The following is a 24,977-nucleotide window of genomic DNA, read 5'->3' as shown; positions in this document are numbered from 1 at the left end:
CCGCTCAATCCCTCGTCCGGAACCGGCTCGCCTGAACCACGACGATCGCGGTCAGCGGAATGGCCACGGTCAAGACCGCTACGGCGATCAGCAGATAGCCGAGTTCGCTGTAGTCCGCCGGTACCTGGATCTCGCCGGTCGTGCGGTCTTTCACTTCCCGCGTCACCAGAAAGATCTCGTTCATGTATTTCGTTCCCATCGCCCGCGCCGAGAGGGCAAGGTTCACGAAGGAGGCCATCACGGCGAAGAAGGTCGCTTTCAGATGCACCGGCGCGTTACGGGCAATCCAGGCGAGCATCGGGATCATGGAGACCTGGGCCAGCGGCGACTCGATCGCTGTGTCGAGAATGGCGATGAAGCGCGCATCCACCACGCCGCCGGTCAGAGGCGCCGTCCACTCGTGGATGCCGTAATAGAGGCCGATATTCGGCAGCGAGAGGATGCCCGCGAAGACCGTCAGCAGGGCGACGATATAGGCAATCGAGCGCGACGCCATGAGCGGGCGCAGCACCACCATGCCGACCAGCGCCAGAAGAGCGCTAAGCAGCGTCAGGACGGAGATGAACTGCTGGTCGAAGCCGAGCTGGTCGATCTCGAACCAGGTCGCCCCGGGGCCGGGGCCGGGAACCGCACGGAAGAAGAACACGATGGTCGAGGTGCCGATCAGGGCGAGCCGCTGCGGCGGGGCGAGCTCCGGCAACAGGCGCGCGATGAGGAAGCAGACGATCGCCATCGAGCCGGCGAAGACGATCTCCTGCGAGAAGGCGAGATCGCTGAGACCGACGGTAATGGTGAAGACGCCGAAGGCAAGACTGCCGCCAAAGATCCACCAGTTGGGCTTCGCCTCGCCGTCCGGACGGAACAGCATCTTGTCGACCTCGGCCCGCTCGACGCCGGCCGCAATCAGGTCCTTCGCGCGGCGGCGCAGCATCATGCCGCCGAGGATGACACCGGCGACCGAGATTACCGGCACGGCCAGCGCAATCAGGTGGATATCGGCGTAGATCTCCGCTTTCTGTGCCTGGCTCATGGCTTCGACGCCGTCGAACATGGTGATGTTGACGATCGCGACCAGCGCGAGCCCGCCGATCAGGGCGAAGCGGCCGAGCATCTGCATCGTCGTGTGCATGGTCTTGACCGCGTCGTCGGAAAACGCCTCACCGTTCTCGTCCAGAACCGGGACGGCCTCGACGGTCATCGCGTCGGCGACCGCGTCCTGCAGGACATAGCCCAGCGGTGACAGAAGCACGCTCAGCACGAACCAGGCTGTCGCGGGCATGATCGCCGTCAATTCGGCCGTATGCGCGATCAGCCCATACATGATCAACAAGCTTGCCGCGATCAGCCCCGCCCCGAGATAGACGAGCGCGCCCTTCCATTTCCAGATGATGTCGACCAGATGGCCGACCGGCATCTTCAACGCCCAGGGAATACCGGCCCAGAAGCCGAGCCCGGCGAGGAAGGCTGCCGAGAGATCGAGATACTCCTTCACGAAAAAGGTCCCGACAATCGAGGTCAGCCCCGATATGCCGTAGGCGAGATAGACCATCAGCGGGGGCAGATAGGACCAGCGCAACTGCTCGATCAGGCCGGCGAAAGTCTCGTGCACCCAGCTCTTGGGAGAAGTGTTCATACTCTCGGCTCCATCCCGTCATCCTCGGGCCCGGTTCCGGGAACAGGATTGAGTTATCCAGAATAATAAAATGGATTCAACGTACTTCTACATTCTAGGTTGTCGAGTATAATCATGGCGCATTCTGGATCGCGTGACGACCAAACAAGGAATTCGATGACACGTGCCGCGCATAGCATGGCGGAAATGCGGCGCCTGCTCCCAAGCATCGAAAATCCCAGCATTGCTGAATTTGCCGAATATTGGATGTCGATCCATCCGCAGGACCGGCTGCCTTCCCGGGAGAATTTCGACCCCGTCGAGATTCCGCGCTTGCTGCCTCACATCGTCCTCGTAGATGTCGAATCCGACCCGCTACGGTTTCAGGTGAGGGTGCAGGGGACAGAGGTTTGCCGCGCCATGGGGCGGGATCTGAAAGGACACTATCTCGACGAGAGCTTTGAGGACTTCGAGAGCACCTATCCCTATATCGACCGGCGCCGCGTTGTCGAAACCGGACTCCCGACCCACCGCCTGGGTTCGCCTAGTCTGCCGTTCGCTCTGGATTTTATACCGATCGAACGGCTGCACCTGCCCTTATCGACGGATGGCCGAACCGTGGACAAGGTCCTGTCGATCTTCCTCTACCAGCAAAAACACAAGAACTGGCTCGTCGACCGGACTTTCTAGCAATCAGCCGGCGCGCGTCGCCGCCAAGCGGCCAAGTTCCGTAGCGAGCGCGCTGAAGACCGAAGGCCAGTCACCCGGGACCGGCTGGCGAAAAAGCCTGGCATGCGCGTAGAGCGGACTGTCGGAGCGCTCCCGGAACCAGAACCAGCTGCAGCCGAAACCGGTCGGCAGCAGAACCCAGAGCGGGGTCTTCGTGCATCCGGCGACATGCGCCGTGGTGTTGGCAACCGTGATCACGAGGTCGAGATCTGCGATCGTCTCCGCGAAGGGCAGGGTCTCTCCGAACGGCTCGAATCCCGGAATCCGCTGGACCTGTGGGCAGGCATCGAGGTCGTGCATCACGTCGCCATACTGAAGCGAGTAGAACTGGCAGTTCGAGTGTTTGAAAACAGGTGTCCAGTCGGCCAGCCGCGTCGATTTGAGTGCGCCGACGAGCGACGCGTCGGACTTCCAGGAAATCCCGACCCGGAGGGGACCCTTCCGGTCACCTTTTCGGTCCGGCAGGCTCCGGTGTCCCCCTGGACAGGCCATCTCCTCCGGTTGACGCGAAAAAAACCGGCCGGCGAACTCCAGGGGATAGCCGGACACCGGCCGCCAGCCGGGATCGGCAGAGTCCGACTCCGGCAAGGTTGCACAAACCCGGATTTCGGGATGCAGACGTGAAAGCAAGGCGACATTGCGCGCATCGACCACTGCGATCACCCTGCCTGCCGCTTGCCGCGCGCGCTCAAGAAAGACCGAGAAGAGCAGCTCGTCGCCGACCTTGTCGACGCTCCACAGCAGCAGAGCCCCGTCTTGAACCGGTCCCCCGTCCCAGCGCGGGAGCCCGTCGATCGGCGGTCTCCATCGCGGCATCCGAAAGCGCTCGAGCCGGTCCCAGCCTTCCGCCAGTTCGCCGTCGCTGAGAAGCGCCCGGCCAAGTTCTCCCTGCGCCTCGCGGCTTGTCGGGTTGACCGCGACGGCCCGCCGGAACCACCGCGCGCCCTCAGCAGACCGGTCCTGTTTGCGTTGCCAGAGCCCCGTGTTCCGGAGCGTACTGAAATCGGCCGGGACCAGGGTCAGCGCGCGCGCGAACGCGGTACCGGCGTGCGCGCCGTCGGTCAGCAATCCCGCGATCCGGGCAATCTCCCCGAGGGTTCCGGGGTCGAGCGGTCTGGCGATATTCGCGCGGCGAAGCAGCGTCGATGCGGAGCCGTATGCCTCCTGTCGGACATCCATATTCGCAAGATTGAACAGGCCGGCACCCTGCTCCGGCGCGATCAACACCGCCCTCCGGAGCGCGTTCCGGCTTCCGTCCGCAAGCCCCCGAAGCGTGAAGAGTTCGCGATGCAGCGGCACGAGAACATTGCGGGAGATAGCCGCGCATGCCCGCCGCGCCGACCTGCCTGACAAGGCCTTATCGCCGAGACGGCCCGTCGACAGGCTCAGGAAATAAGCCGCGATCGGATCTCCGGGAATAAGGAAAAACAGCTTTCGTGCGCTTCCCGAACACGCGCTCCAATCGCCCGCAACCGCCTGTTCCGAGACAGTACGGCGCAGTTCGTCGGCAAGCCGGGTCTCAGCTTCCACCATGCCCGAACAGCATGGTGATATTGATTCTCCGGTGTATATAGCCGTCGCGGAAGCTGAACCGGTCGGTCTCGTGGAACAGGCGGGAATCAAAGAGGAGCGCGCGGTTCTCGCGGTTCGCGACCCGGATCGGATTGTTCCGGTCTTCGCCGAGCGCTTCGTAGATTTCCTCCGCCGGGGCCGTGTTGTAGCGCTCGAAGGTCCAGTCCTGCGGCGCCGGCTTGCGGAAGACCAGCAGCCCGCCGGTTTCCGGATCCAGGTTCGACTCGGCGTGGTTGATCCAGAAATTCACATTCACGGCAGCGAAGTCAGCATGCGGATTGATGCCCGACATGTGCTGGTCGTACTTGTAGGCCCACATCAGCTTCAGCCCGTGCGGGCCGAGAATGCGCGGCAGGCGCTCGCGCAGGCCGCGGCCGATTGCGAAGAGCAGCGGATCGTTGAAACCGGAGCGGTAATAGGCACCGAGATAGCCGGCGCCTTTCAACTGGTGCCAGATCGTCGACTCGAAGCAGAAGCGCCGGATGGCGGCAAGCGCCTCCTGGTTCAACAGTGCATCGATCGCCACCGCCTGCGGCTCCGCATCGAGATAGCTTTCCTCGATCGCCGCCCAGTCGAGATCCGGGTTCATCGGATCTTTGTCTTGCCAACCGGTCGCGGCGATATGAACGAAGCGGTTGTAGGAGCGCGCGATCCGCGCGTAGCGCGCATCGTCCAGCTCGAAGGAGATTGCATTGCGCTCTTCCGTGCCAAGCCCGTCGAGCAGCTCCTGATAGGCCTTCCACTCTTCGCGGTACCCGCTCGGCAGCACGCCCTGCTCCGAGAGATAGCGGTACTGCTCGGCATCGTGCTTCAGGCGATGGCGGGCGCATGCGCGATCGACCGGCACCACCGGATCGGCCGGCAGATCGTCATAGGCTGACGCATCGTCAAGCGGACGGCCATGCACCAGACGGGCGCGCCGCGCATAGGGTTCGGCCGCGTCCTCGAAACGATCTGACTCGATCAGCGTGACGCCGAGATTGAACCAGAGATCGGGGTCCTGCGGGTTGCGTTCGAGGATGTCCCGGTAAAGGCGCTCGGCCTCGGCACCAAGACCGTTCTTCAGTAACACGAAAGCGGCGCTGATCGAGGCGTCGCGGTTGCCGCGATCCGTTGCGAGCAGTGCCGCAACGGCGGTCTCGGCCCTGTCCGCGTCCCCGGCTCTGCGGGCCGCCTCCAGCAGCAGGCCGCTCTGGCTTCTCGGATCGAGACAGAAGGCCCGCGTCGCCGCGCCGAGAGCCGCGGCGTCATTGCCGCCGGCGGCTGCCGCCTCGGACGCGACGACATAGGGGCCGCCGCCCTCCGGAGCGAGCAGGATGGCGCGTCGCCCGGCAATGCCGGCCGCACCCGGGTTGCCCGCACGGTGACAGGCGAGCGCCATGTTCGAATGCACGGCCGCTACGCCGGGCAGACCTTGGGCCGCCACGCCGTAGGCCGCCGCGGCTTCCGCGTTGCGCCCCTGTTTCAGGCGGACGATGCCGAGATAGAACTGGGCGGCCGGCTGGCGCGGGTTGGTCTCCAGGAAGGCGACCAGACCCGGTTCGGCGGCCTCGGTCTGACCCGCCTCAACCATCTTCATCAGGGCATTCAGATCTTCGCTCATACCCGGTTCTTAGCGCGGATGCGGCGCAGCGCCAACTGGCGAAAGAGCGCGGGCTCAGGCAGCCCCCGGCCAGCCGAACGGCAGGCCGACATAGTTCTCCGCGATAGTGCGCCGCCCGGCCTCGGTACCGGTATAGTAATCGAGATCGGCAAACTGCACTTCCTGATCGAACGCGTTGGCGCCCGGATCCTTGTGCAGCAGCCGGGTCATGAACCAGGAGAAGCGCTGAGCCGCCCAGATCCGCTTGAGGGCGTGGGCCTCGTACCCGTCGAGCGGACCGGTTTCCCCGGACCTGAAGTACGCCACGAAGGCGTCGCTCAGCAGCTTCACGTCTCCGGCCGCGAGGTTGAGCCCTTTGGCCCCGGTCGGCGGCACGATATGTGCGGCGTCACCGGCGAGGAACAGACGCCCGTGGCGCATGGTCTCGCACACGAAGCTGCGCATCGGGGTCACGTCCTTGCGCATGATCGCGCCCTCGTTGACCCGGAAGCCGTCCTTTGCCTCGAGCCGCCTGTGCAACTCGTCCCAGACGCGGCTGTCAGGCCAATGCTCGAGATCCTCCTTCGGATCGCATTGCAGATAGAGCCGGGTGACTTCCTGCGAACGCATGCTGAACAGCGCGAAGCCGTTCTCGTGCCGGGAATAGATCAGTTCGTCCTGCGCCGGCGCCGCTTCCGCCAGAATACCGAGCCAGGCGAAGGGATAGACCCGCTCGAAAAGTTTCAGCCCGGACTCCGGAATGCTCGCGCGCGCCACGCCGTGGAAGCCGTCGCAACCGGCAACGAATTCGCAGGCCAGTGTCTTCTGCTCGCCCTGATAAGTGAAGGAAAGCGACGGACTGTCGCTCTCGGGATCGACGATCCTGACGTCGGTCGCCTCGAACAGGATCTGCCCGTCGAACGCCTTCTTCAGCTCGATCAGATCCTTTACCACCTCCTGCTGACCATAGACGGTGACCTTCTTGCCGTTCGTGAGGCTCGGGAAGTCGATGCGCCGTTTCTCGCCGCGGAACAGCAGGTCGATACCCTCATGCGGCATGCCCTCCCGCGCAAGGCGATCGCCGGCGCCCATTTCATGCAGGAATTCAACCGTCGGATGCTCGAGCACGCCCGCGCGAATCCGGCTGAGGACATATTCCTCGGAGCGCATCTCGAGAATGACCGAGTCGATCCCCTGCAACCGGAGGGTCTGAGCCAACATGAGGCCGGCAGGCCCGGCGCCGATGATCCCCACTTGAGTCTTCATGGTCGCTTCCCTGGATTCTTGACCTTTGTCAGTAATCTAGAGAACCCGCACAGGGGCCAGAAGAGCGGGACAGGACAATTTCTTGTCTTTTTCGGCCAAACATAGCCGAATAGAAACCAATCGCCTCACCAACGCGGCGCTGACAGGCACTTCGCATGAATCTCGTTCCTTCCTTCACGCTCTATGCAGACAACAGATCAAACGTTCCGCCGCAGTTTGTTCATATCGAGACGATTTCGGTTCGCAGCCGCGTCAACAATTGGATTATCCGGCCACACCGACATCCGGAACTGTTCCAGATCCTCCTCTTGACGCGCGGCGGCGCGGATATGCGGCTGGAGGGCGGTTCGGCCCAACTCGAGGCGCCCGCACTGACGGCGATCGTTCCGAACGCCGTGCACGGATACGCCTTCCAGACCGACGCCGAGGGCTTCGTGCTCAGCGTCTCGGACGCCTATCTACGCGACCTGCTTCGCGCCGCGGGCGATCAGGACGCAACCGACGCGGCCGCAGCTTCGTCGATCATCCCGCTCGCCGGCTGGGGCGAGGTCGCGGTGAAGATCCAGGCGGCATGCGAGCGCATTGCCGCCGAATCCCGGCGTCAGCGTACCGGAAGCCAGGCCCGGATCGGCAGCGATCTGATGCTGGTTTTCGGCCTGCTGGCGGAACTGGGCCCCGACGGACGCGGGACCGCTCCGACGGACCGCGGCGCCGATGCACTGCTGTTCGACCGGTTCCGCCTTCTGGTCGAGGAACACTTCCGTGATCAACTCCCGATCACAGCCTACGCGACCGCCCTGGCCACTTCGGAACGCACCCTCAGACGCGCCGTGAAGGCACGATCGGGACAAACGCCGCTCGAGATCCTGCGCCAACGGATCCTGCTCGAGGCGCAGCGCGACCTGCTCTACTCCGCGATGTCGGTTTCCGAGATCGCCTACGGTCTCGGCTTCGAGGACCAGTCCTATTTTTCCCGCTTTTTCGCGAACGCCGCCGGACAGAGCCCGAGCCGGTTCCGCGCGACGCACAAGAGCGGCTGGAGCGGGACGGTGACAGACTAGGCGGGCCTTGCCGCGCCTTCCGCGACGGGTCCGGCGGCGCCTTCGGCCCTGCCGGAGAACTCCGGTACCAGTCGCGCAAGCAGCGTGAGCACCAGCTCCGCATTGCGCTGTCCGCCGGCGCTCTCGATTTCGTCCAGCGCGCGCGACAGCACGGCCAGATCGGCGGTGCGCGGGGATGCCGTACGGATCCCCTCTACCGCCGTCGGGCGAAGCGACTCCGAGTCATGGAACAGCTCCTCGTAGAGCTTCTCTCCCGGACGGGGACCGGTGAACGCGATGGCGATATCCTTGTCCGGCGTGAAGCCGGACAGCCGGATCATCTGGCGGGCGAGGTCGGCGATCTTCACCGGCTCGCCCATGTCGAGCACGCAGATCGCGCCGCTTTCCCGCGCCGTTCCGTCCAGCCCAGCATCAACGGCCGCAGCCTGCAGCACCAGTTCGACGGCCTCGCGCACGGTCATGAAATAGCGGGTCATGTCCGGGTGGGTCACCGTTACCGGGCCGCCGCGCGCGATTTGGCGGCGGAACAGCGGGATCACCGATCCGGTGGAGCCGAGCACATTGCCGAAGCGGACGGTGACATAGCGCGGACCGCCCTTCTCCGCCTGCTCGCGGTCCTTCGCCTGGCAATAGGCCTCCGCGGAACGCTTAGTTGCGCCCATGACGTTCGTCGGGTTCACCGCCTTGTCGGTCGAGATCAGCACCATCGCCTCGACGCCGTGTCGTGCCACCGCGTCCGCGACGTTCCGCGTGCCGATGACGTTGGTCATGATCCCGTCGACCGGGTTCGCCTCGACCAGCGGCACATGCTTCAGTGCCGCAGCGTGAAAGACGATATCGGGTGCGAAGGACGCGAAACAGGCGTTCAGCGCTTCAACATCGCGGACATCTGTGAGCAACGCCCGGCGCGGCAGGGCCGGATGAGTCTCGGAGATTTCCAGATCGATCTGGTAGAGCGGAAATTCGCCCATATCCATCAGGGCCAGTTCCGCCGGACCGAGCGCGGCGATCTGGCGCGACAGCTCGCCGCCGATGGTGCCGCCTGCGCCGGTCACCAGCACCCGCCGTCCCCGGATCAGGTCGGAAACGCCCTTGCGGTCGAGGATCTTTTGCGGACGGCCGAGCAGGTCCTCGACACTCACCGAACGCACCGCGTCCTCGCCCGGCTCCGCGCCTTCGAGTGACGCCAGCCGTGGCATGCGGCCAACCGCGAGCCCGAGTTCGTTCGCCTTGTCGAGCAGCTCGCGCACCACCGCTCCGTCAATCGACTGGCGCGTGATCACCAGGCGCTGGGGAGCGGTATCCCGCTTGCGCAAACCGGCGACGACCTCGTCGAGCTCCTTCAGCGTTCCGAGCACCGGCACGCCGCGGATCGCGCGGCCGACGCGTCCGCCGCGATCGTCGACGATGCCCACCGCGCGGTACGGCGCATCCTTCTCCCGCCCCATCTCGCGGATGAAGGCATCGGAACCGTCCCCGGCCCCGATCAGCAGCACCGGCACGCGGTTCGCCGCGTTGCGTTCGAAGAGACTTGAGAAGGCACCGTCCTTGACCAGGCGGTAGGCGAAGCGCGGCCCCGCCAGCAGGAGCGTCAGGACGAAGAACTCGATCACCAGGAAGGAGCGCGGGAAATCGTCCAGCCGGGTGGCGAGAAACTGCACGGCGAGGAACAGCGTGATGCAGAGCACGACGGCGCGTACGATCCGGCTGAGATCGCTCATCGAGGCGTATCGCCAGACCGTGCGGTCGAGCCGCATCGAGAGGAAGACCAGAGCGGAGACGCCGGTAAAGGCGACGAGACCAAAGACGACAACCTCGCGCGGCCAGACCAGGATATCCTGGCCGAGCCTGAGCGTCAGCGAGATCAGGAAGGAGAGCGCCGCCATCCCGACATCATGCAGGTAAGTCAGAAGACCGCGTTTAGACCCGAACATCGCACCCGCTCATCCAATCTCGCGCCCGGCCGCCGCCGGGAAGACATGCAAACCTAAACCAGATGGGCCGCTCCGTCTTGCCCCGGATGTCCCCTGCCGGATCACTCTGCCGCTTCTCTCTTCGTGCGCCCGTGCCTGAACAGCAGACAGAGCGCGACGACCGCTGCATATCCGGCGAGCAGTGCTGCGACCGGGGCGTCGGGTGCCGCGAACAGAGCGAGCAGGACCAGCACTGCGTTCAGGCCGGCGATGGCAAGACAGGCCCCGGCATGGCTGAACCCGTTCCGGGTCGCCTGCTGATAGAAATGCTGGCGATGCGCCTCGAAAACGTTCTCCCGCCGCAGCAGCCGCTTACCGAGGGTGAAGGTCGCGTCGAACAGGTAATAGCCGGGCAAGAGCAAAGCCGCCGCCCAGCCCTGCAGACCGCCGGAGGTCGCGGCTGTTTCCAGCAACATCCAGCCGATCAGGAAGCCAAGCGGGATCGAAGCGACGTCGCCGATAAAGATTTTCGAGGGTTGCCAGTTCCAGACCAGAAAGCCGGCAATGGCGGCCACCATGGCAAGGGCCGGCACCTGAAGCACATCAGACGTGACACCGAGTAGGACAAGGGCAAGAATGCCGCTGCCGATGCTGATCGTTTCGACTCCGGTGATTCCGTCGATCCCGTCCATGAAATTGAACAGATTGACGAACCAGAGCCAGGCGAAGCCCGCGACCGGCAGTTCGAGCCAGACCGGCAGCAGGCCTCCGGTGAGACCGCCATCCGGCAGCGTCACCCAGAGACCGCCCGCGACGCAAAGGGCCTGGATGATCAGCCGCAGGCGCGCCGGCAGGTTCCTCAGGTCATCGACGAAGGACAGGGCCGCGAGCGCCAGAGTCAGTCCCGCAACAATGAGGACGGTCCCGTCCAGAGTTGCGGTGAGCCCGGCCCAGCCGATCCAGCCGACGAGCATGACGGCAACCACTGCTATGCCGCCGCCGCGCGGCTTCGGGACGTCGTGGCTGCTGCGCGCGTTCGGCACATCGATGACCCGGCGTCGCGTCAGCAGCGTGATCAGGAGCCGCGTCCCGACCAGGGCCGCGAGGAACAGGAGCACGAAAAAGACAATGGCCGAAAGCGGTTGCATGGGCGTTCTTATACCTTCCGGCCGACATCGAGGGCCAGCCGCATCTCAGCCGGCCGCCTTGCCGTCTTCCCGCTGCAGGGCCCAGCGCATGGTCACCTCTCCACTCGCCCGGATATCGGCAAGCGGCTCGCGGATGACGAGCTGTTCGCAGCGCTGGAACTTGCCGTCCTGGCCGAAATAGACACTCTCGTTGAGGGCCAGACCGCGATCACAGCGTAGCCGCCATCCGGATCCGCTGGAAAGCCGGATCAACGCCGCCGTACCGCTCTGGATGATCGAGGCGCGGACCTTCGGATGCAGATGCAGGCGGATGCAGGCCTCGGCCGGTATGTCGCCCGGATCGCCGGTATAGAGCAGCCGGTCCTCGACCCGGATGTCGTCGCCGCTGCGCGAGAGGTAGACCCGGCGGAAATGTTTCAGGCCGTGGGTCGGCAGATAGCCGTCATGCTCGGCCTCCACCAGCATGTCCCCGTCCTGATCCGATCGCCGCGCCGTGACCGAGCCGGGACGCTTGCCTACGGTTCCGTCGTTCTCGATTTCGGCAGCGTTTCGGTCGTCGACAACGAGAGTGGAATGTGCCGCCGTGGCGCGCAGCACGTTGTCCCATTTGGGATCGGCCGGGCTTGCGCCGCAATTGACGATCATGCGCTGCTTGCCGACGCTGAGCTCGAAGGAAAGCAGGCCGGCATGGGCTGCATGATCGGCCGAGGACGGCTTGCCGGTATCCATGATCAGACAGGTACGCCCGGCGATCAGCCGTTCGAAGCCGCTTTCGGGCGCGGAAAGCTGCGACTTTCGCTTGGTCTCGGCCTGCGCGATCAGGCTGTCGATGAACCAGACCGTCCCTTCCGTCGCATGGTTGAAGACAGCCATGCCGCCGTCGCCATGGCGCAGCATCCGGAGCATCGCGGTCATCGAGGATATCCGCTCGTCCAGCATCTCGTCATCCAGCCCGGCGAGGCGCAGCGCCCGCCTGATCTCGACCAGATCAGCCAGAACGGATACCTGCAAGGCCGGAGAACGGGAGATATGTCCCCCGTCCGACCGGACCTGCCGTCGCAGTTCCCGGTGCAGCCATTGCAGAGCCTGCGCGAACCGGCCCTCGCCCTCGCCGACCACCGCCATCGCCGCGAACATCCCCTTGGCCGCAAGCAGGCGCCGGGCGCCGGGCACGGAGGCCTCGATGTCCCCGGCGAGATGGCGGTATTGACGGCCGACCGAGTCGAAGAAGTCAGACCGGAAGGCATCGTCGCCGGACGCGCCGAAAAAGTCGTAATTGCCGATCCAGGCTGCGAGGCGCGCACCGAGGATGTCCGGGCGCCAGATCAGCGCGTCCCACTCGTCGTGCCGCTCAAGCCAGCCGTCGACCAGTTCGCGGGCCCGGTGCCGCGCCGCCTCGCCGCCGAGATCGCGGAGATCCCGCAACCAGGAAAAGCCGTGCAGATGCTCAAGCGCGCCCGGCTCGCCCGGTTCCCGCGCCCAGGTATCCTCGCCGAGCGCGAAAACGCCTTGCGCGTAGGGCATGCGGCCTTCCAGGATCGCGCGGCCGCGCTCGGCATCGCCCGGCAAATCGTCCGAGAGCCGCTCCCTGAAGCCGATGAGGGGTTTCGCCCCAAGGCGCCATCGATAGATCGGCGAGGCGAAGTAAAGTTCCTTCAATGTGCGCATCACAGCCCCCAAAAGGCCCGGCCGATCGTCAGCCCGCCCCCCGGATCGACGCAATGTTCGCAGCATAGGCTTCCGGTCCGCCCTTGAACACGGCGGTCCCGGCGACGAGCACGTCCGCGCCCGCGGCGATGCAGCGCGGTGCCGTCTCCGCCGTCACGCCGCCATCGACCTCGAGATCGATGGTGCGACCGGTCGCGTCGATGCGCTTTCGAATCGCTTCGATCTTCGCAAGCTGGCTGTCGATGAATTTCTGGCCGCCGAAGCCGGGGTTCACCGACATGACGAGAATCAGGTCGCAAAGGTCGATCAGGTTGTCCACGATCTCGACCGGTGTTCCGGGATTGAGCGCTATTCCGGCCTTCTTGCCGAAAGACTTGATCAGCTGCAGCGTGCGGTGGGTATGCGCGCCAGCCTCCGGATGCACGGTGATGATATCGGCGCCGGCATCCACGAAAGCCTCGATGAAGGGATCGACGGGCGAGATCATCAGATGCACGTCGAAGGGCTTGGCGGTGACGCCCCGGACCGCCTTCGTGACCGCCGCCCCGAAAGAGATGTTCGGCACGAAATGGCCGTCCATCACATCGACATGGATATAGTCGGCGCCCGCCTTGTCGATGGCCTCGATTTCCGCTCCGAGCCGGGCGAAATCCGCCGCCAGGATCGAGGGTGCGATTCGCGTGTTCTGCTGCATGGCCTTCACCTATCAGGTTGCCCCGCAGGGGACAAGAGTACCTATTTCTTCCGGAACCTTGCGATGAAGAACCCGTCAAAACCGCCGAGTTCCCTGTAGAGATGCGGGCCAGTGCGGATGTCGCCGTCGGCCGTCAAGAGCCTGTCGAGACCGCCGAGTTCGTCCGCGGTAACCGGGTCGCGCTCCAGCGGCAACTCGGTCAGCGCGCGTGCAACCTGGGACTCGCCCTCCTCCGACTGCATCGAGCAGGTGCAATAGACCAGCCGACCGCCCGGGCCTAGCATTCCCGCCGCTCTTGCCAGCAGCCGGAACTGCAGATTGGTCAGTTTCGCAAGGTCACCAATCCCCTTGGCATGGAGGATGTCGGGGTGACGCCTGATCGTGCCGGTCGCCGTGCAGGGCGGGTCGAGCAGGATCGCGTCGGGCTGAGAAGGCGGCGTCCAGCCGGTGATGTCGGCCGCCGCGACACCTGCCCGCAGGTCAAGCCGGTCGAGATTGCGCTCCAACCGCTTCAGGCGCTTCGGCGAACGGTCTACCGCAAGCACATTCGCGCCCATGGCGGCGAGCTGGAGCGTCTTGCCGCCGGGCGCCGCGCAGAGATCGAAAATCCGCTTGCCCCGGATGTCGCCGAGCAGCTTCGCCGGCAGCGCGGCGGCCGCATCCTGCACCCACCAGGCGCCCTCGTCGAAACCCGGCAGACCGGTGACCGCACCGTCGAATTCGCGGCGCAGCGAGCCGGTCGGCAGCAGCGACGCCTCAAGTTTTTCGGCCCAGATCTCCGGATCGGCCTTCACCGAGATGTCGAGCGTCGGCGCGGTCAGGGACGACTCGGCGATCACATGCGCGGTATCGGCGCCGTAGGCCGCCTGCCAGCTCTCGATCATCCAGGACTGATAATTGAGCTCCACAGGCAGGTCGGCGAGTCGCTCACGGCCTTCTTTGGCCGTCCTGCGGAGCACCGCGTTGACCAGTCCCTTGAATTTCGGATGTCCGCGGCTCTCAACGAGCGTCACCGCGCTGTCGACGGCGGCATGGGGCGCCACGTCGAGAAACATCAACTCGCCGACCGCGAGCCGGAGAATGTCACGCACGGCGCTCGCCTGACGCGGCAGCGGTTTTTCGACGAAGCTCTCGATCAGGGCATCGATCTGGCCGAGGCGGCGCAGCGCGACGCCGACAATGCTCCGGGCAAAGCCGCGGTCCCGCCGGGGCAGTTTGTTCAGACCGTCATGCACCGCGATCGCGTCGTCGAGCGGCGTGTTCTTGGTCAGAACCGCGCGGAGCAGGTCAAAGGCCACGCTCCGGGCCGCGGAGACATCCTGTTTACGTTCTGTGTCCATCTGCGTCGGATAATGCAGTTCGCTATCGGCAGGCCAGAGAATTCGCTGCAATGCCGCCATGCAGGACAGATCGTCCCCGCGCCGGCAACCGTGCAGAGCCGGGAATATAAAATCTTTGCAAAAATTTAACCAGAACCGCCCAGAGTGATGCCGACCGACCACGCATCAGGCAAGACAGGGCGAGGATATGTCGACCATGACCGAAGCAGAAGAGACCGGCGCATCAATCCCGGACGCGTTCATCGACGCCCTTCTCACCCGCCGTGCCGATCTGATCGAACCCTATCTCGGCCCACGCACCACGGAAGTCCTCGCCGCGCTCAACGGATCGCTCGACGCCGAAGAACAGCTGAAGCAATGGGTCGAGATGTCGGTCACGGCCAACAGCAGTGTCAGGCAGGTCGCGGAGATGACCAGGTCCGTTCAAGAGGTCGATCACCGTACCCAGTCCATTGCTTCGGCGGTGGAAGAGCTCTCGGCCACGGTGCAGAGCATCAGCACCTCTTCGGAGGCCGCTGCGACCGAAGCCAGGGACGCCGTCGAGGTTTCGGAATCCGGGCGCCGTGCGACCACGGATGCGGTTGCGGCGATGGAGTCGGTCTTCGAGGTCGTGCAGTCGGCTGTGGAAAAAGTCGAGTCCCTGGCCGAAGCCTCGAAAACGATCGGTGAGATCGTCTCTACCATCGAAGCCATCGCCAAGCAGACCAACCTGCTCGCCCTCAACGCGACGATCGAAGCGGCGCGCGCCGGTGAAGCCGGCAAGGGTTTCGCGGTTGTCGCCGGAGAAGTGAAGGGACTGGCGAACCAGACCGCCGATGCAACCGACGACATCCGTTCGCGGATCTCCGAGTTGCGCACCGAAATGGACGAGATCGTCGGGGTCATGCGCGATGGTGCCGAGAAGGTGGAGCACGGTCGCGGTTCGATCGATTCCGCCGGAACCGAAATGGAGCGCCTCGCGGCCGGCATAACCTCGGTCACCGACAGGATGGAGCAGGTTGCCGGTATCCTGATCGAACAGGAGGCCGCCACCTCGGAGATCGCCAGTGGCGTTTCGGTCATCGCCCGGATGAGCGCCGAGAACGTCGAACTGATCAATGGTGCCATCACCTCGCTGGAACGCACCGCCCCGATCGTCGCCAGGTCGATCGATGCATTCGTTAAGCAAGGCACGCCCAACGCGACCGTTCACGCAGCGAAATCGGATCACATGATCTGGATGCGCCGTCTCTCACAGATGCTGGCAGGGCGCCAGGCTCTCGACCCGACCGAACTCGCCGACCATCACAGCTGCCGCCTCGGCAAATGGTACGACACGCAGACCGACCCCGCACTGACCGGCCACCCGGCCTGGAAAGCGCTGGTCGCGCCGCACACCGAGGTTCACCGTGCCGGCATCGCGGCGGCGGAGGCCTTCAATTCCGGCGACCTGGACGGGGCGATCAAACTTGTCTACGAGGCGAGCAGGGCTTCGGACGAGGTCATGCGCCTCCTGGACGAGCTCTCCGACCACCTCGCAGACTAGTTTCCCGCGCGCCTTAGCCCCACGGCCCCTGCACCGCGCCCCGCGACCCGGCCATCCGCTCCAGCGCGGCGATGCGGTTGCGCGTATTCGGGTGGGTCGAGAACAGGCTGTCAACGGCATGGGCGTGCAATGGATTGATGATGAACATGTGCGCCGTCGCCGGATTCCGCTCGGCGGCGTGATTGTCGATCGTCCGCGCGCCCTTCTCCAGCTTGGCCAATGCGGAGGCGAGCCAGAGCGGCCGGCCGCAGATCTCGGCCCCGATCCGGTCCGCCTCGTATTCCCGCGAGCGGCTGATCGCCATCTGCACCAGCATGGCGGCCAAGGGAGCGAGGAACATCATGGCAAGGGTGCCGATCAGTCCCAGCGGGTTGTTCCGGTTGCCGCCGAAAAAGAGCGCGAAGTTCGCCAGCATGGAGATCGCGCCGGCGAAGGTCGCGGTGATGGTCATGATCAACGTGTCTCGGTTCTTCACGTGCGCCAGCTCGTGCGCCATGACGCCCGCCACTTCCTCGTGGCTCATCAGTTCCAGCAGACCCCGGGTCGCCGCGACGGCGGCATTGTCCGGATTGCGCCCGGTCGCGAAAGCGTTCGGCTGTGCCTGGTCGATCAGGTAGACCTTCGGCATCGGCAGATCGGCACGCGCCGCCAGGTCCCGGACCATATCATGGAACCAGGGCAGATCGCCGCGCTGGATTTCCCGCGCGCCGTACATGCCGAGCACCATCTTGTCGGCATTCCAGTAGGTGAAGAGATTCATGCCGGCCGCAAAGACCAGGGCCATCAGCATGCCCGCCTCGCCGCCAAGCATGTATCCGACGCCCAGAAACAGCGCCGTCATCCCGGCCAGAAGCAAAGCGGTCCGTGCGTATCCCATCTATCCCTCTTTTCTCTCTTGCGATCCCGTCCGGCAACCTTTGGACCGCTAGAATAGGTGGGAACCGCCATCGCCCGATCAAGACTTGGCGGAGCGGATGCGAGAGCGCATATAGATACGCATGAGCGAGAAGAAACGAAGCTTCACCGAAGTCACGGTCAAGCGCTCCGGCGCCACGCGCAAGGTGCTGGACGCAGACGAATTCGTCGTCCCGGCCCAGTTGAAGCCGGAGACCAAAGGAACTGCGGATGCGGAGGAGATCGGCGGCTATGACGGGCCGGAACCGACCCGCTTCGGCGACTGGGAACACAAGGGCCGCGCGACGGACTTCTGAGCCGCGCGGCCGCCCGTTTCAGGTCAGGCCACTGCTTCGCGATGCAGCACGCCGGTGAGGCAGCCCATCGCGCCGGCGGCCTTCACAAGTTCCGAACAATCGACCGTCACGCATTCCACGCCGGCCTCCTCGTAGACTTGTTGCACCGCTTCGTATCCCGCGCACATCAGGATCTTGCGCGGACCGAGAGTGACGATGTTCATCGCCCGGTTCAGCTCGAGATCCGGGCCTTCCGGAAGCCAGATCACCTTGTAGCCGCGCTCTTCCAGCGTCCGGACCGTCGCATGCGGCGTGCGGCGCCACCAGCAGACCGCCAGATCCTTGTCGATGATCCGAAGCAGTCCCATGAAGTGCATGCAGCCGAACGGCATGTCGACCGGGATCGTTTCGACCCCCATATCGGACATCACATTCTCGATCTGCATCGCAGCCTCGGCGTTGGTGCGCTGCCCGAGACCGATCATCGCGGTCTCCGGATCGAGCCACATCAGGTCCGCCCCCTCGAACAGCGCGTTGCCGCGCAGCGTCCTGAGGACCGGAACCCCGATATCCGCCAGCCGCCTCGCGACCTGCCGCTCCTCCCCCGCGCGTACGGTCGAGGCCGGGCGGGCGAGGATCGCGCCTTCGGGCGTCATGACGAAGAGGTCGGCGCAGAACATCTGGTTCGGCGACGGCGTCGCCGGCGGGCCGACATAGTGCACCTCGACCCCATTCGCCCTGTAGGCCTCGGCGATCGCATCATGCTGGGCCCGGGCGAGCCCGAGATCGACCGGCGCCAGCATCTGCACCGCGTCCGGGTCGTTATGCGAGATGTCGAGCTCGGCACCCGGACGGTGCATCAGCACGCTCTTCAGCGGCGCCCACTCGGTGTCGATGCCGGACGGCGCCCAGAGATCGCCGATCTCCTCGCGGTGCGAGCGCGCGCGTCCGGACCAGCCGGGACCGCCATAGGCAGACGTATTGAACAGACCCTTGCGGTCGCTCATGCGGATTCTCCTCTGTCTTCGGACACCGTGCCGAGAGATGCCAGGACGGCCTCCGTGTCCGCTCCGAGCGCCGGAACGGGTCGGCGGAGCCTCGCCGGTGTGTCGGATAGCTTGACCGGGAACCCGGTCATCCGGATCGTGCTACCATCCGGCTGCTCGACATCCAAGACAAGATCCTGAGACAGTACCTGCGGATCGCTGAAAACCTCTTCCAGGTTCATCACCCGTCCGCAGGGACAGCCGGCCTTGTTGATTGCGGCGATCCAGTGATCGACGGTCTCTTTCTCCATCGTCTCGTTGATCGCCTGATTGAGCGCCGGCCGGTTCTGCATGCGGCGCTCGTTCGTCGCATAATCCGGACGCTCCAGCAATTGTCCGAGCCCGATGCAATCGAGGAAACGGACGACGAAGGCATCGTTCGACGGCGCCACGGCAACCATGCCGTCGGAGGCGCGAAAGAGGCCGTAGGGCGCTACGATCGGATGGTCGTTTCCGGTCCGCTTCGGGATCGCGCCCGTCGCGAAATACTCCGCCGAGAGATAGCCCAACATGCTGATCAGGCCGCCGGTCAGCGAGGATTCGACCCGCTGTCCCTTGCCGATGCGGCCGCGGGCGTGCAATGCCGTCACGGTCCCGAAAGCAGCGTAGAGGCCGGCGATGAGATCACTCATCGGCGGCGCCGCCCGCATGGGGTCCCCACCGTCGGCACCGTTCACGCTCATGAAGCCGCTCATCGCCTGGGCGATGAAATCGAACGACGGCCGGTCGACATAGGGTCCGGTCGAGCCGTAGCCGTTGATGCTGGTCACGATCAGATTCGGGTTCAACCGGTCGAGGCGCGAATGGTCGAACCCCATCTTGGCGAGCACACCGGGACGATAGTTCTCGACCAGGATGTCCGCGGTCTCGATCAGCCGGGCGAGCGTTTCCTTGCCCTCGTCGGTATAGAGGTCGAGCACGACGGAGCGCTTGTTGCGGTTGAACTGGGCGAAATACCAGCTGACACCGTGCTTGACGACGCCCTGATCACGGACGGGGTCGCCGGACGGCGTCTCGACCTTGATCACTTCGGCGCCCATGTCGGCGAGCAACTGACTGCAGAACGGCCCGGCCAGAATGCGGGTCAGATCGACGACCCGGATATCGGAAAGAGGCATGCGCGTCAGCCTACCGCCGTCTGTACATCTCCCATGCCATGAAGCTGCAGGCGCGGGCCCGCCTTCATGACTTGCCCCGGCAAGGGATGCTCGAGCGCTTCCTCGACCTCGCCGGCGATATGCATCAGCTTCTCGAGATCTATACCTGTCTCGATCCCCATCTCGTGCATCAGGTAGACCAGATCCTCGGTACAGATGTTCCCGGTCGCCTTTGGCGCGAAGGGACAGCCGCCGGCGCCGCCGAAGGAACTGTCGTAGTGCGTCACGCCCTCGTCCAGCCCGGCCACCACGTTCACCAGGCCGATGCCGCGCGTATTGTGGAAATGGAGATGGATCGGCAGGCCCGGCACATGCTCTTTCAGGTAACGCACGTTGCGCGACACCAGCGGCGGCGTCGCCATGCCGGTGGTGTCGCCGAGCGCCACGCTCTGGAAGCCGAAATCGACGAAATGCTTGGCGACATAGCCAAGCCGCTCGGCCGGCACGTTGCCTTCGAACGGGCAGCCGAAAGCGGTCGCGATCGCAGCGGAGACAGGGATTTTCGCTTCCTCGGCAATCTTCGCGACCTGGGCGAAGCCGGCAAGGGATTCGTCGGTCGACCGGTTCACGTTCTTCTGATTGTGGCTCTCGGAGGCGGAAACGAAGACGATCATCTCGTCGACGCCCGCCTCGGCGGCGCGGATTGCGCCCTTCGCGTTCGGCACCAGCGCCGCAAGCACCGCGCCTTTGGTCCGATCGATGCCGGCGAGCACGTCAAGCACGTCCGCCAGCTGCGGCACCGCACGCGGCGAGACGAAAGAGGAGAATTCCATGCGTTTCACGCCAGCGTCGATCAGCTCGTTGATCAGCTTGATCTTGAGCTCCGTCGGCACAAACTTCGGCTCCGCCTGAAGACCGTCGCGCGGCCCGACTTCCGTAATTTCCACCCTGGTCGGCCTTGCCATTTCCTTGACTCCTGTCGCCTGTGTCGCACCGGTTCCCGGTTCCGGCCCGCATCCTAACGGATTCCGCCGCCCGATCCAGTCGCCGAGCGGGAACAATTGCCGTTCCGAGCGTCGGGTGAGACGCGGCGGTATTTAGAAATTGGTAACGAATTGCCCCGATATTTGATCTGCAAACGATTCGCGGACCTTCGTCATGAAGTGCAACAACAGCAAAGCCCTTCAACCAGCCGTTCTCTGGGCGCCGGCGCTTGCCGCTCTCGTCGCTGTGCTCCTCTGGGGCAGCCAGGTTCTCGCCGCCTCTCCGGAGCGCAATCTGGACAAGAACGGTGTCGCACTCAGGGGCTACGATCCCGTTGCCTATTTCACCGCCGGCCAGGCGGAGCGCGGAGACGCCTCCTTCACGGCAACCTACGAAGGCGCGACCTATCACTTCGCCTCGGCGGCGCGGCGTGAGGAGTTCCTCCTGGAACCGCGCCTCTATGTGCCGAGCTATGGGGGCTTCTGCGCCTATGGCGTCGCAGTCGGCCAGAAGTTCGACGGCGACCCGGAAGTCTTCGCGCTGGTCGAAGGAAAGCTCTATCTGCAGCTGGACCGCGCGACCCAGACTCTCTGGAAGGCCGAGCTCGACAAGAACATCGCGATCGCCGACCGGACCTGGCCGGTGATCGAAAAGATCCCGGCGGCGGTCCTGAATGACTAACCCGCCCGCCACCGCCGGGAACCACTCCATCCTGAAATCGATCAGCTCGCGCTATCTGACCCGGTTCGTGCCGATCATTGTTGTCGTCTTCGCGGTCCTGATCGCCATTTACGGCACCGTCACCTACCGCGAGTCGAAGGCGGATCTCGCCAGCAAGCTCGATACGCTGATGGCCCGGCAATCCCTGCTTCTGGGAGAAGCTGTCGCCAACCGGCGCGACGACCGGATCGGCCTTCTGGTCGCGCAGACCATCGCGGACCGGGATGTCGCGTCCATTGCCGTGCTCGACCGGCACGGCTCCGTGCTGAACAAGTATGGCCCGATCCCGGATCAGGCGGACCCGCTGGTCGGACGTATCGCAATCAACCATATGGGCGAGGACAGCTACCAGCGAGTCGGAACGCTCATCGTCAGCATGAGCGACGGGCCCGCAATCGCGAGCCTCCTCAATTCCCTGGTCTATATCTCCCTGCTCGGTTTGGCTCTCATCGCTTCTGCCGCAGTCGCGGCGCATCTCGTGCTCCGGGCGACCGTCGGCCAGCCGCTCGACATGATGCTGAACGCCATTCACATCCAGCGCGACAGTGGCGCCCGGATCCCGATCGACTGGGAGAGCGAGGACCAGATCGGTCAGGTGGTGGCGGCCTACAATGCGCTGCAGGACCGACAGACGAGAACCGAAGCCGACCTGACCCGGCTGCGCGACAAGGCAGAACGGGCGCATCAGTCGAAATCCGATTTCGTCGCTCGCGTGATCGACGAGATCCGGACGCCATTGAACTCCATCGTCGGGTTCTCCGAGATCGTCAGCAGTCGGCGTTTCGGACCGGACACGATCCAGCGCTATCTGAGCTACGCGGGCAACATCAATCAGGCCGCCCGCCATCTCCTGTTTCTGATCGAGAACGTGCTTGAACTTACCCGGCTCGAGGGCGGCGAAATCGAGCCGGCCTTCGCACCGACGCCGGTCGCGTCCATTCTGAGTCGCGCCGAGACGAACGCCGCGTCTCTGCCGCGCAATCGCGATGTGCGCCTGCGGGTGTCACGGGACGATACGAATCCGTCACTGCATGTCGACGGCGACCTCATGGTTTCCCTGCTCGGCAAACTGCTCGAGAACGCCCTGCGACACGCCCCCGAAGGCGGAACCGTAGAGATGTCCTACGAAGCCAAACCCAGCGGCACCGCCTGCTTTACCGTGACGGATCCCGGTCCCGGGATTCCGGAGGAACAGGCCGAAAGTCTGCTGATTCCGTTTTCAGGATCACGCGAATTCGAGGACCGGGGCTTCCATGGCTCGGGCCTCGGCCTGCCGATCTGCAGGATCCTTGCTGAACTGCATGGCGGTGCGATGGAGATCACCAATCTGGCGGGTGGCGGTCTTGCGGCTTCCGTTCTGCTTCCGCCGTCCCGGACGATCACACCGCCGCCGCCCGGCCGGTCAGCGCGTGGCAATGAAGACGCCCGTACCGATCATTACGCCGCCGGCGCTGCGATTCAGCACCTGAACGGCGCGGGCTGAGCGAAACACACGACGGGCCCGCGCCGCCATCAGGCCGTAGAAGTTGTTCACCACAACGATTGCGACCACGACAATGCCGGCGAGGATTGCGATATCGCCTGCGACCAGCGAGTCGAGCTTTACGAAGGTCGGCAGCAGGGCTCCATAGAACAGGATCACCTTTGGGTTCCCGAGCGTGACCAGAACCCCGGCCGTGACCTCTCGCAGCAGCCCCTTCGCACCGACCGGCCGCGCCTCGAGCGGAACCGGCTTCGCCAGCCAGAGTTTCGTCCCGAGCCAGAGCAGATAGCCCGCCCCCACCCATTTTACGACGAAGAAGACGTCGCCGAGCAGTTCGGCGACGATCTGCAGACCGAAGATGGCCAGCATCAGGAAGATCAGGTCCCCGATGCAGACCCCGATATTGTACTGAAAACCGCTCCAGAACCCGCTTGCGAGGGATTTCGCGATGGTCGTCAGCATCGTGGGTCCGGGCGTAAGGGTCAGGATGACCATACCGAGCGCGAAGGCGAGCGCGGTTTCCAGTGTCATGGGCGAACTCCGGTCCGGACGAGATTGACGGGCTGCGGGGGTACTCAGGCGCTGGCCGGTACTCGCCGAAAGATACATCACAGGCGCGCCGGAAAGGAAAGACAAGCAAAGACCAGCGGCAAGCTGCGGGACCGCCGCCACGGACATTCGGTACGCCGATCGAGATGCCTGTCGGAACTGCCCTCATGGCCGGCATGGGCCGGCCACCTCCGGATTGCCGCGCGGCTTCGCCACCGGCTCACCGTGCCCTCCAAACCACCTGGCGGTCCGGGTTGACCACCCCTCGCCGGAAGCGTAAAGACAGCTTCATGGAAATCAAGCTCCAGGCCCTACCGCCACGAATGCCCGAATAGGCGGCCGCACTACGCGGTGTCCGCCCGCCGGTTTTCGTCCCTTTCTTGCCTGAGCTTTTTCCATGTCCGATGTTTCCACGATCACTCCTGCCCGCGCGACCTGGCGCCATGAGCTTTCCGCGACCCTGAAGCTTGCCTGGCCGCTGGTCCTGACCCAGCTCGCGACCATCGCGCTCAACACCATCGACGTCATCATGATCGGCTGGCTCGGTCCGGACGAGCTGGCGGCCGCCACGCTGGCGACCTCCACGATTTTTCCGCTTGTGTTCTTCGGCATCGGTCTGCTGGCGGCCACCGCGGCGATGTTCAGCCATGAGATAGGGGCGATCAATCTGCGTGGCGTGCGACGAACGCTGCGCCAGGGCTTCTGGGTCGCGATCACGCTCTGCATCCCCTGCATCCTTCTGCTCTCGAACGCGGAGGCCCTGCTGCTCCTGATGGGACAGGATTCCGGGCTCGCGGCTGCGGCCGACAGCTATGTCGCGTATGCGAAATGGGGCCTGCTGCCGCTGATGTGCTTCACGGTGCTGCGCAATTTCGTCACCGCCCATTCCCGGCCGCGATCCTCGATGGTGATCCTGATCCTGTCCATCGGCCTGAATGCGGCGCTGGATTATGCATTGATCTTCGGCAAGTTCGGCTTCCCGGAAATGGGACTGATCGGCGCCGCGATCGCAACGGTGGCCGTGCAGTGCTTCATGTTCCTGGCCCAGACCGCTTTCGTCCTGACGGACCGCAAGTTCCGGCGCTACAACCTGTTCGGCCGCTTCTGGCGCCCGGACTGGAACCGCTATTTCGAGATACAGAAGATCGGTGTCCCGATCGGCCTGACCGTTCTCGCCGAGGCCGGGCTGTTCGCCGCGAGTTCCTTCATGGTCGGGCTGTTCGGGCCGGACCAGCTCGCCGCGCATGCGGTCGCGCTGCAATGTTCGTCCGTCGCCTTCATGGTGCCGCTCGGGGTGAGCCAGGCGGCAACCATCCGGGTCGGCCTTGCCATGGGCCGCAAACGGCTGCACGACGCGCTGCTTGCGGGGCGGACATCGACCTATGTCGGCGTCGGCTTCGCGGTGATTGCCGCCCTGACTTTCTGGTTCGGGAGCGAGATTCTGGTCGGTTTCTATCTCCGCCTCGACGATCCGGAGAACGCCGACGCGGTCAGGCTCGCCGTTCTGTTCCTCTGGATCAGCGCTGTGTTCCAGCTCGTCGACGCCGGGCAGGCCGTGGCCGCGGGCAATCTGCGCGGACTGAAGGACACGACGATCCCGGCGATCCTGGCCCTTCTCGGATACTGGGTGTTCGGTTTCTCGGCCGGCGCGCTGCTCGCCTTCGAGTTCGACCTGAAGGGCGCGGGCGTCTGGAGCGGACTTGCAGTCGGCCTGACCGCCGCCTGCTTCGCGCTGATGATCCGCTTCGAAGTGCTGATGCACCGCGCGATCGCCCGCGAAGGCGCGACCGCCTGACCG

The 24,977-nt window shown here is 64.7% G+C and carries 21 protein-coding genes; 7 read left to right on the top strand and 14 right to left on the bottom strand.

Annotated elements, in window-relative coordinates; translation table 11 throughout:
• Positions 1 to 4: 4 nt before the first annotated feature.
• Positions 5 to 1,633 (bottom strand): hypothetical protein, encoded by a 1,629-nt coding sequence (locus tag ACOOE1_RS00475; RefSeq protein WP_420404375.1) that lies wholly within the window; start codon positions 1,631 to 1,633, stop codon positions 5 to 7.
• A gap of 156 nt (positions 1,634 to 1,789) precedes the next feature.
• On the opposite strand from ACOOE1_RS00475, the gene ACOOE1_RS00470 reads away from it, so the two are divergent.
• Positions 1,790 to 2,302, top strand: a complete 513-nt coding sequence (locus tag ACOOE1_RS00470; protein ID WP_420404374.1) for a PAS domain-containing protein — start codon at positions 1,790 to 1,792, stop codon at positions 2,300 to 2,302.
• Positions 2,303 to 2,305: 3 nt separating this feature from the next.
• On the opposite strand, the gene ACOOE1_RS00465 is transcribed toward ACOOE1_RS00470, so the two are convergent.
• Genes ACOOE1_RS00465 through ACOOE1_RS00455 form a run of 3 tightly spaced genes read right to left on the bottom strand, consistent with a single transcriptional unit; the run spans position 2,306 to position 6,761 of the window.
• On the bottom strand, positions 2,306 to 3,874 hold the full coding sequence (locus ACOOE1_RS00465) for a tetratricopeptide repeat protein (RefSeq protein WP_420404373.1): 1,569 nt from the start codon (positions 3,872 to 3,874) through the stop codon (positions 2,306 to 2,308).
• Positions 3,861 to 5,516 carry a tetratricopeptide repeat protein gene (locus ACOOE1_RS00460; RefSeq protein WP_420404372.1) on the bottom strand — a complete coding sequence of 552 codons (1,656 nt, stop codon included), beginning with the start codon at positions 5,514 to 5,516 and terminating at the stop codon, positions 3,861 to 3,863. Before ACOOE1_RS00460 ends, ACOOE1_RS00465 begins: the two co-directional genes overlap by 14 nt.
• Before the next feature lie 54 nt (positions 5,517 to 5,570).
• A complete protein-coding gene (locus ACOOE1_RS00455; protein WP_420404371.1) occupies positions 5,571 to 6,761 on the bottom strand; it encodes a 4-hydroxybenzoate 3-monooxygenase in 1,191 nt (396 codons plus the stop codon).
• A 155-nt stretch (positions 6,762 to 6,916) separates the two neighbouring features.
• Between ACOOE1_RS00455 and ACOOE1_RS00450 the strand changes: the two genes are divergently transcribed.
• On the top strand, positions 6,917 to 7,822 hold the full coding sequence (locus ACOOE1_RS00450; protein ID WP_420404370.1) for a helix-turn-helix domain-containing protein: 906 nt from the start codon (positions 6,917 to 6,919) through the stop codon (positions 7,820 to 7,822).
• Here the strand turns inward: ACOOE1_RS00450 and ACOOE1_RS00445 are convergent.
• From ACOOE1_RS00445 to ACOOE1_RS00425, 5 genes are all read right to left on the bottom strand, one after another.
• Positions 7,819 to 9,756 (bottom strand): polysaccharide biosynthesis protein, encoded by a 1,938-nt coding sequence (locus tag ACOOE1_RS00445; protein WP_420404369.1) that lies wholly within the window; start codon positions 9,754 to 9,756, stop codon positions 7,819 to 7,821. The two genes, ACOOE1_RS00450 and ACOOE1_RS00445, sit on opposite strands and share 4 nt — an antisense overlap.
• A gap of 101 nt (positions 9,757 to 9,857) precedes the next feature.
• Positions 9,858 to 10,883 carry an MraY family glycosyltransferase gene (locus tag ACOOE1_RS00440; RefSeq protein ID WP_420404368.1) on the bottom strand — a complete coding sequence of 342 codons (1,026 nt, stop codon included), beginning with the start codon at positions 10,881 to 10,883 and terminating at the stop codon, positions 9,858 to 9,860.
• Positions 10,884 to 10,928: 45 nt separating this feature from the next.
• Positions 10,929 to 12,551 carry a heparinase II/III family protein gene (locus tag ACOOE1_RS00435; RefSeq protein ID WP_420404367.1) on the bottom strand — a complete coding sequence of 541 codons (1,623 nt, stop codon included), beginning with the start codon at positions 12,549 to 12,551 and terminating at the stop codon, positions 10,929 to 10,931.
• 28 nt (positions 12,552 to 12,579) lie between these two features.
• Positions 12,580 to 13,245, bottom strand: a complete 666-nt coding sequence (gene rpe / locus ACOOE1_RS00430) for a ribulose-phosphate 3-epimerase (protein ID WP_420404366.1) — start codon at positions 13,243 to 13,245, stop codon at positions 12,580 to 12,582.
• Between the two features lie 41 nt (positions 13,246 to 13,286).
• A complete protein-coding gene (locus ACOOE1_RS00425) occupies positions 13,287 to 14,645 on the bottom strand; it encodes an RsmB/NOP family class I SAM-dependent RNA methyltransferase (RefSeq protein ID WP_420404365.1) in 1,359 nt (452 codons plus the stop codon).
• Positions 14,646 to 14,781: 136 nt separating this feature from the next.
• Between ACOOE1_RS00425 and ACOOE1_RS00420 the strand changes: the two genes are divergently transcribed.
• Positions 14,782 to 16,110, top strand: a complete 1,329-nt coding sequence (locus tag ACOOE1_RS00420; protein ID WP_420404364.1) for a methyl-accepting chemotaxis protein — start codon at positions 14,782 to 14,784, stop codon at positions 16,108 to 16,110.
• Positions 16,111 to 16,123: 13 nt separating this feature from the next.
• Here ACOOE1_RS00420 and htpX read toward each other — a convergent pair whose 3' ends face one another.
• A complete protein-coding gene (gene htpX / locus ACOOE1_RS00415) occupies positions 16,124 to 16,987 on the bottom strand; it encodes a zinc metalloprotease HtpX (protein WP_420404363.1) in 864 nt (287 codons plus the stop codon).
• Positions 16,988 to 17,108: 121 nt separating this feature from the next.
• On the opposite strand from htpX, the gene ACOOE1_RS00410 reads away from it, so the two are divergent.
• Positions 17,109 to 17,321, top strand: coding sequence for a DUF1674 domain-containing protein (locus ACOOE1_RS00410; protein ID WP_420404362.1), 213 nt, complete (start codon positions 17,109 to 17,111; stop codon positions 17,319 to 17,321).
• A 23-nt stretch (positions 17,322 to 17,344) separates the two neighbouring features.
• On the opposite strand, the gene ACOOE1_RS00405 is transcribed toward ACOOE1_RS00410, so the two are convergent.
• The 3 genes from ACOOE1_RS00405 to ACOOE1_RS00395 are packed head-to-tail and all read right to left on the bottom strand — an operon-like array spanning position 17,345 to position 20,408.
• On the bottom strand, positions 17,345 to 18,307 hold the full coding sequence (locus ACOOE1_RS00405; protein ID WP_420404361.1) for a dimethylarginine dimethylaminohydrolase family protein: 963 nt from the start codon (positions 18,305 to 18,307) through the stop codon (positions 17,345 to 17,347).
• The gene (locus tag ACOOE1_RS00400; RefSeq protein WP_420404360.1) at positions 18,304 to 19,464 is read right to left on the bottom strand and encodes a CaiB/BaiF CoA transferase family protein; all 1,161 of its coding nucleotides are present in this window, start codon (positions 19,462 to 19,464) and stop codon (positions 18,304 to 18,306) included. The genes ACOOE1_RS00405 and ACOOE1_RS00400 overlap by 4 nt, the downstream gene beginning before the upstream one ends.
• A gap of 5 nt (positions 19,465 to 19,469) precedes the next feature.
• Positions 19,470 to 20,408, bottom strand: a complete 939-nt coding sequence (locus ACOOE1_RS00395) for a hydroxymethylglutaryl-CoA lyase (protein WP_420404359.1) — start codon at positions 20,406 to 20,408, stop codon at positions 19,470 to 19,472.
• 193 nt (positions 20,409 to 20,601) lie between these two features.
• On the opposite strand from ACOOE1_RS00395, the gene ACOOE1_RS00390 reads away from it, so the two are divergent.
• Complete coding sequence (locus ACOOE1_RS00390; RefSeq protein WP_420404358.1) at positions 20,602 to 21,108, top strand: YHS domain-containing (seleno)protein; 507 nt, start codon at positions 20,602 to 20,604, stop codon at positions 21,106 to 21,108.
• A complete protein-coding gene (locus ACOOE1_RS00385; RefSeq protein WP_420404357.1) occupies positions 21,101 to 22,630 on the top strand; it encodes a sensor histidine kinase in 1,530 nt (509 codons plus the stop codon). Before ACOOE1_RS00390 ends, ACOOE1_RS00385 begins: the two co-directional genes overlap by 8 nt.
• Here ACOOE1_RS00385 and ACOOE1_RS00380 read toward each other — a convergent pair.
• Complete coding sequence (locus tag ACOOE1_RS00380) at positions 22,550 to 23,161, bottom strand: LysE family translocator (protein ID WP_420404356.1); 612 nt, start codon at positions 23,159 to 23,161, stop codon at positions 22,550 to 22,552. The two genes, ACOOE1_RS00385 and ACOOE1_RS00380, sit on opposite strands and share 81 nt — an antisense overlap.
• A 415-nt stretch (positions 23,162 to 23,576) precedes the next feature.
• Here ACOOE1_RS00380 and ACOOE1_RS00375 point away from each other — a divergent pair, with 415 nt between their 5' ends.
• Positions 23,577 to 24,974: an MATE family efflux transporter gene (locus tag ACOOE1_RS00375; protein ID WP_420404355.1), complete on the top strand. Its 1,398-nt coding sequence runs from the start codon at positions 23,577 to 23,579 to the stop codon at positions 24,972 to 24,974.
• Positions 24,975 to 24,977: the final 3 nt, after the last annotated feature.

The sequence above is a fragment of the Nisaea sp. genome (assembly GCF_965216895.1).
Taxonomy (GTDB): domain Bacteria; phylum Pseudomonadota; class Alphaproteobacteria; order Thalassobaculales; family Thalassobaculaceae; genus Nisaea.
Note: the sequence above shows the minus strand (reverse complement) of the source record. Positions and strands in the feature narration are given on the sequence as shown.